This window comes from bacterium, assembly GCA_024226335.1.
In the GTDB taxonomy this organism is placed as follows: domain Bacteria; phylum Myxococcota_A; class UBA9160; order SZUA-336; family SZUA-336; genus JAAELY01.
Map to the genome: position 1 here is coordinate 1 of JAAELY010000264.1, position 7,158 is coordinate 7,158.

The window sequence follows — 7,158 nt, forward strand, 5'->3', positions numbered from 1 at the left end:
CGTCGCCAAAGAGGCTGCCGACACCCGCTCCGCTCTCTCCCGTCTGCCGATCTCCGAGTTTCTTCACGACCTGAATGCACCCGACAACCGTGGCATGGCCAGCCTCATCACGCGCGCCAAGGCCTTCGGCACCTTCGTGCCGCAGCTCGCCCAGAAGGTTCTGTCGGGGGAGGTCGATCGGCAGAGCATCGACGACGTCTCCCGGAGCGCCTGGCGGGACACGATCGAGGCCGCCGACGAGGCCTATATTCCGGGTCGCTTCACGACCTTCGCCGCGTATGAATACACTTCGTCGACCGACGACCGCGGCAACCTGCATCGCAACGTGATTTTCCGCGGCACCGACGAGTTGCCCGAGCTGCCTTTTTCGCGACTCAACTCCCAGAACCCCGAAGGTCTGTGGGATTGGATGGACATGCTGCGCGCCAAGGGAATCGAGTCGCTCTCCATTCCCCACAATTCGAATGGCTCCAACGGCGCGATGTTCCAGCGCAACAACTGGGCCGGCCAGCCCATCGACGACGGCTACGCGGACCAGCGAATGCGCAATGAGCCGATCGTGGAGGTCACGCAGATCAAGGGCACGTCGGAGACCCACCCCCTGCTGTCGGACACGGACGAGTGGGCGGGCTTCGAGATCATGCCCTTCCGCATTGCCTCGAAGCTTCCCAGCAAACCCGGGGGCAGCTACGTCCGGGAGGCCTACCGCAACGGGCTCGAGATTGCGGCCGGCGGTGCACGCAACCCGTACAAGTTCGGTCTGATCGGCTCTACAGACACCCATCTCGGCGGCGGGGCTGACCTCGAACAAGAGTATTACTCGAAAGCAGGGCTCCTGGACGGTACGCCCGAGCGACGAGGGTCGGTTCCCGCAGGCACACTCATCGGTGTAGGTGCCCGCTTCCTGGCGCCTGATCTCGTCAAGGAAGTGGACGACAACACCTATCTGGCCCTCAACGTGTTCGAGTATTGGGGGGCCTCGGGGCTCGCGGCGGTCTGGGCTGAGGAGAACACCCGCGACGCGATCTACCAGGCATTCCGACGCAAGGAGACGTTCGCCACCTCCGGACCGCGAATCGTCATCCGCTTCTTCGCCGGTTACGACTTCGATGACGCGTTGCTCGACGCACACGATGGTGTGTCTCGGGCCTATGCCGAAGGCGTTGCGATGGGCGCCACTCTCCCCGCCAACGGTACCCGAGCCCCGCAATTCTGGGTGGCGGCCCTTGCCGACCCCATTGGCGCTCCGCTTCAGCGCCTGCAGGTGATCAAGGGCTGGGAGGAGGGTGGCCAAACATACGAGAAGGTATTCGACGTCGCCTGTTCGGACGGTCTGGCGGTGGATCCCGTCACGCAACGTTGCCCCGACAACGGCGCGCGCGTGGACCTGAGCGATTGCTCCTTCAGCCCGGACACCGGCGCGGCGGAGCTACGAACTCTGTGGCGGGATCCGGAGTTCCAACCCGGCCAGGAGTCGTTCTACTACCTCCGGGTACTCGAGAATCCGACCTGTCGATGGTCCACCTGGGAGGCGCTTCGCGCCGATGTCGAGCCCCGCAGCGATCTTCCCCGAACGATCCAGGAACGCGCGTGGTCTTCGCCCATCTGGTACGGAGCGGGTGGTTCGTAGGCGTATCCTGCCTGCGGAGCAGCTTGCGGGGATCAACCGGTTTTCTGATCTGATCATAGAGGTCTGCGACTGAGCGAAGTGCAATGAGTCAACGCAGTAGTGAACAAGGCGCGATCGTCATCGGTGCGGGCATCATCGGTGCGGCGATCACCCTCGAGCTTGCCCGCCGCGGCTACGCGCCCGTTTGTCTCGACAAGAATCCGGCGGCGGGCTACGGCTCGACGAGTAACTCGTGTGCCATCGTGCGCACGCACTACTCGACTCTGGACGGGACGGCTCTGGCCTGGGAGAGCTATCTGCATTGGCTGCGCTGGGGTGAGTATCTGGGCGTGGAGGATGAGCGGGGCCTGGCCCGTCTCAACCGCGTGGGAATGGTCGCAGTCTTCTCCGAAGCCACGAGCTACGACAATCAACTCGCGTACCACGACCAGCTCGGCATCGAGTACGAGGTCTGGGACGCCGAGACTCTGCGCGAGCGGGTTCCCTTCTACGATGTGACGGCCTTCCATCCAGCGCGCCGTCCGGGGGACGCGGCCTTCGGGGTGCCTTCAGGCGGGAGGCCTCCCACCGCGGTCTACTATCCCAACGCCGGCTACGTCAACGATCCGCAGCTCGCGGCGCACAATCTGCAGCGGGCAGCCGAGGCCGCAGGTGCCCGCTTCGAATTCAATGCCGAGATCGTTGAGATTCGGCGGAGCGGTGACCGGGTTTGTGGCATTGCGCTGAAGGATGGACGGTCGTTGGATGCGCCGGTAGTGGTGAATGCCGCGGGGCCTTACTCGGCCGCAGTGAACCGCATGGCCGGGGTGGAAGACGATATGAACGTGACCACGCGGGCTTTGCGCAAACAGGTCTGTTATTTGCCTTTTCCCAAGAACGGGCAGGGATGCGCCTTCGGGCGACTGACTTCCGACGACGACGTCGGGATCTATTCGCGAGAGGAAGTCGGCGGCCAGTTGCTGGTGGGCAGCCTCGATCCCGAATGCGACGAGCCCGATTGGGTCGACGACCCCGACGACTTTGATCGCAACGTTACAGAAGAGCAGTGGAAGGCCCAGGTGTACCGGATGGCGCTCAGAATTCCGGAACTCGAGATTCCGAGTCGCTCCAAGGGCTGTGCGGATCTCTACGATGCGACGGACGACTGGATTCCCGTCTACGACCGGTCTTCGTTGGACGGCTTCTACCTGGCCGTGGGTACGAGTGGGAATCAGTTCAAGAATGCGCCGATGGTTGGACAGATGATGGCCGAGCTGATCGCGGAGTGCGAAGCCGGGGCCGATCACGATGCCGACCCGGTATCCCTGGCGTGTCCGTTGTCCGGCCACCCGCTGGACCTCGGGTTCTATTCGCGCAACCGGACCATCCACCGGGACAGCAGCTTTACGGTATTGGGGTGAGCCGTGGAGTGGGGAACAATGCCACTGTCCATTCCTGTCCGGCCTAACGTCTGCCGACCGAAAACGGCTTCCCCGAAAACGCAGAACAGAAAGGGTTGGAAATGAAGAAGCTTGGGTTGGGCGTACTGGTGCTCCTGGTCGTCATCGTTGCAGTCGGCCTCTACTACAAGCGAGAGGTCGATCGCGCGGCATGGGCCCTCACGCTCTTTTCCGGCGCCGAGCAGTACGAGAACTTCAACCGCCTGGCCGAATTCTACCCCGTATCGACCATGCGCGCGGCTCCAGAGCCGTTCGACTTCCCCGACGGAGCAGGGATCACGCTTCCGACCTCGTTCGTGTACCACGGCAAGACCGTCGACAGCGAGGCGTTCCTGGCGGAGACGGACACCAGTGCTCTCCTGGTCTTGAAGGACGGCAGAGTCCGATACGAACGCTATATGCTGACCGGCGGCCGCGATGTGAATTGGCTGTCGATGTCCGTCGCGAAGAGCTTCATATCGGCCGCCATCGGGATCGCCCTCGAAGAGGGTCTGATTGCGAGCATCGAAGAACCCATTACGAAGTACGCCCCTTCCCTCGGGGGCTCCGCGTACGACGGCGTGCGAATCAAGGACATCCTTCAGATGTCGTCCGGTGCGCGATGGAACGAGGACTACAGCGACCCGGAGTCCGATATCAATCGCTTCGGACGAATCATGGCGATCGGCGGCTCGTTCAACGAATTCGCAGCGACGCTCGAGCGTGAGCGCGAACCCGGAACCTACAACCACTACAACTCGACCGACACGCAGGTGCTCGGCATGCTGCTGGTCAAGGCCACGGGTCGCAGCGTTGCCGATTACATGGAGGAGAAGCTCTGGCAGCCGCTCGGCATGGAGTCCGACGCGTATTGGCTGGTCGACAGCGACGGAATGGAGATGGCGTTTGGCGGTCTCAATGCGACGGCCCGCGACTACGCCAAACTGGGCGAGCTCTACCGAAACGGCGGCGTGTGGAATGGGCGGCCGTTGATCCCCGCAGACTGGGTCTCCGCTTCTGTTACGCCCGACGCACCGCACCTCACACCGGAGGCGAAGGCCGACGATCCGTTCCCGGTCGGATACGGCTACCAGTGGTGGATTCCGGCCGGTGACGAAGGCGAGTACTCGGCCATCGGCGTGTACAACCAGTTCATCTACGTGAACCCGACCCGGGATCTGGTGATCGTAAAGCTCTCCGCCTACAGCGACTACGCAACGTCCCTCGAAGAATCCGCTTACCGGGAAGTCGAGACGATCGAGTTCTTCCGAACGATTGGCACTTCGATGGTGACAGAGCAGGAAAGCAGGGAATGACCCTGAGTTGCGGATCGACGTTACAACGTTCCGATCTAGCAGAATCCGCCCTCATCGGTACCTTGGTTTTCCCAACAAGGGCGTTCAATTTTCCTATCGTCTCGACCGCCCGCGATAGTTCCAAGGCAGGAGGATAGGTGGATGGAGCTTTCTGGTCTGACTCGCCTCCGGCTGCGCACCGTGGGGATCGTCGTCTTTGCCGCGTGCGCCATCTCACCGTTCTTCAACTACTACACGAATGAAGATCCGATTCAGGGGACCCTCCAGGGGGTCCTCGACGCGTTCTTTATCGCCCTCATTCTCGGTGGGTACGTGGTGTTCGCCAAGGACGCCCTGCAGAAGCGCTACCTGCGCCGCTTCTCGTTCCTGCAGAACCTGATCATCCAGTCCGCGATCTACCTCGTCCTTTTTCTCGTCGTACGGTCGCTCGGGCAGTTCGCCACGACAGGGAGCGTGGCGAGAATGCTCGAATCGTTCGGCGATCCCCATCTGCGCTGGGCGATCCCGTTCTTTTTCAGTTTGGCCATGCTCTGCGAGTTCGGGTTGATGCTGAACCGGATGCTCGGATCCAACGCATTGCGCAACTTCGTAATGGGGACCTACCATCGGCCCCTCGAAGAAGAGCGGATCTTCATGTTCCTCGACCTCGAGGGGTCGACTCGACTGGCCGAAGAGTTGGGTGCCGAGCGCTTCTACGGTCTGTTGAGTCGCTTCGTAGACGATCTGACGGTTCCCATCCTCGACACGCGCGGCGAGATCTACCAGTACGCGGGGGACGAAGTCGTGATCACCTGGCGCAAGGATCGCGGTGCGGAGGAGGGCGCCTGCCTGCGCTGCTTCTTCATGATTCGCGACCGGATCGCTCGCAACGCGTCCAGTTATCTCGCGGAGTTCGGAACCGTTCCGAAGTTCCGCGCCGGCGTGCATGGTGGCACGACCATCGCCGGAGAACTCGGCGACATCAAACGCGAGATCGTCTTTGTGGGTGACATCCTCAATACGGCGGCACGGCTCGAGGAGTACGCCAAAACGCATGCCCTCCCGCTGGTGGTCTCGGGCGCGGTGATCGGATGGTCGGATCTTCCGCGCTCCATGGTGCTCGAGCACCTCGGCGCGTTTCAGCCGCGCGGCAAGTCCGAGTCGATCGAGATCTTTCGCGTCGACGACTCGGGCTGACCCTGGCCCTCGACCCTCGACCCACGACCCACGGAGGCCGCGGCTCGGCGCTCGGCGGCGAACTGCCAGAATTTCTGATTTTTCAGGTTCTCCAGTATCCGCTCTGATACACTGCACAGAGACGTCGTCCAGCGTCGCTCAATGGGTGTTGTTCAGGCGGAATATTGACCCGAAGGGGAAGTTCATGTCGTATCGGTATCTCTGGCTCAGCGTATGTTTCACGGTCTGCTCCGTTCTCCTGATGAGTTCGGCGGCCCGTGCCCAGGTGGATATCGAGAGCATGCGTTCGATCGTCGCGCAATGCCCCGACGTGGGGAGCGCGACCATCGGCGGTCTACCGGCGACGTTCATGTGTGCCGATATCAATGGCACACCTCTGGACGATCCGATCCGACCCGGAGCGGGGTCGCTAGATCGGATTCACGCAGGTTCGTTCTCGCTCGAGCTTCGCCAGCAGTTACTGACGGCGGCGCGACCCTATATCGGCGAAACGCGTTTCGAGGAACTGCAGACCCGGATCGGGAACGGGCAGATCATCAGCCAGGCGGCGGAACACGAGCGACGTGCCTCGCTATCAGAGGCGGCCTGGCTCGAGGCTGCTGGGAATGCCGCGGGTGCGGCCGCATTGCGCGCGCGCGGCGCGGCTCTCCTGCACGTCGATCCGACGGATCTGAGTTCTCCGTTTCTCTTCGAGGCGGCCATCACGGGAGCCGATGGAGGCGTCGCCCTGCTCGATACGCGAGCCGATATCCCGCGCTTGCCCGATCTGCAATCCGGTCTGCTCACGAGTCAGTCCGTAGCCGATACCGTCAGCGAGTACGCTCCGGGTCTCACGCAAGACATGAACCAGGACGTTCTGATCGGCGTTCCCGCGGGCCTGGATCAGCGCAAAGTAAGGCGGAATGCGATCCCATTCTTTCTCGGACCCGATGGCTTGGCCAATACCGCGGATGATCTGCCGTTCGAGACCGGTGGGTTGATAAGGGCGACGCCGTTTGCCGGTACGAATGACCCCTACAACCCCAGTACTGCCGGTCTGCCCGGGCGTCCGAGGTTCATTGCTTCGGGCCAGGTTGCCGACCGAAACGGAGTTTCGCGCGAACTCTACGGTGTCTTTGAACCGAACCATCTGTCGTTCCGCGGTTGTGCGTTGAACTCTCAGCTGCTCGGCGGGACCCTTTTCACGTACAACAGTGCGACTCATACGTGCACCGACAATGCCACGGGTGCGAGTATTCCGGACGTCTACACAGTTTTCGACCCTGCTGTCTACGGCGCGCTGACACCCGATCAGAAGGCGCTGGCCGACAAGGTCTTCACCCTCGGCTGTTCCGAGCAGGCGGACCGCGCGTACAATTTCACGGATACCCGTATGGCCGGTTTAAACGCCGACGGCGACTGCATCCGCATGAACTCGGATGGCGTCAACTCTTCAACGGACAGGATTCACTTCGACGTCCTGCCACTCCTGGGCGACACGCGCTTCCGTCCCGCAGGTGCGTCCCTGGAGCCGACGAACCTGACCGATCTGGTCACGGGGCCGGGCGCACCGATCGCGCGACCCAAGAGCCCGACCGGAACCATCCTCTTTCCCAACACGCCTCCTTTCGAGCGACTC

The 7,158-nt window shown here is 62.3% G+C and carries 5 protein-coding genes; all 5 read left to right on the plus strand.

Annotation, left to right across the window (positions count from 1 at the left end; all coding sequences use genetic code 11):
• The coding region (locus tag GY725_13565; GenBank protein MCP4005213.1) for a DUF3604 domain-containing protein at positions 1-1,630 on the plus strand (1,630 nt) is incomplete at its 5' end.
• Positions 1,631-1,713: 83 nt separating this feature from the next.
• Positions 1,714-3,030, plus strand: a complete 1,317-nt coding sequence (locus GY725_13570; protein ID MCP4005214.1) for an FAD-binding oxidoreductase — start codon at positions 1,714-1,716, stop codon at positions 3,028-3,030.
• 101 nt (positions 3,031-3,131) lie between these two features.
• Positions 3,132-4,364: a serine hydrolase gene (locus GY725_13575; GenBank protein MCP4005215.1), complete on the plus strand. Its 1,233-nt coding sequence runs from the start codon at positions 3,132-3,134 to the stop codon at positions 4,362-4,364.
• 141 nt (positions 4,365-4,505) lie between these two features.
• Complete coding sequence (locus tag GY725_13580; GenBank protein MCP4005216.1) at positions 4,506-5,540, plus strand: adenylate/guanylate cyclase domain-containing protein; 1,035 nt, start codon at positions 4,506-4,508, stop codon at positions 5,538-5,540.
• A gap of 184 nt (positions 5,541-5,724) precedes the next feature.
• On the plus strand, positions 5,725-7,158 hold a 1,434-nt coding region (locus GY725_13585; GenBank protein ID MCP4005217.1), incomplete at its 3' end, for a hypothetical protein.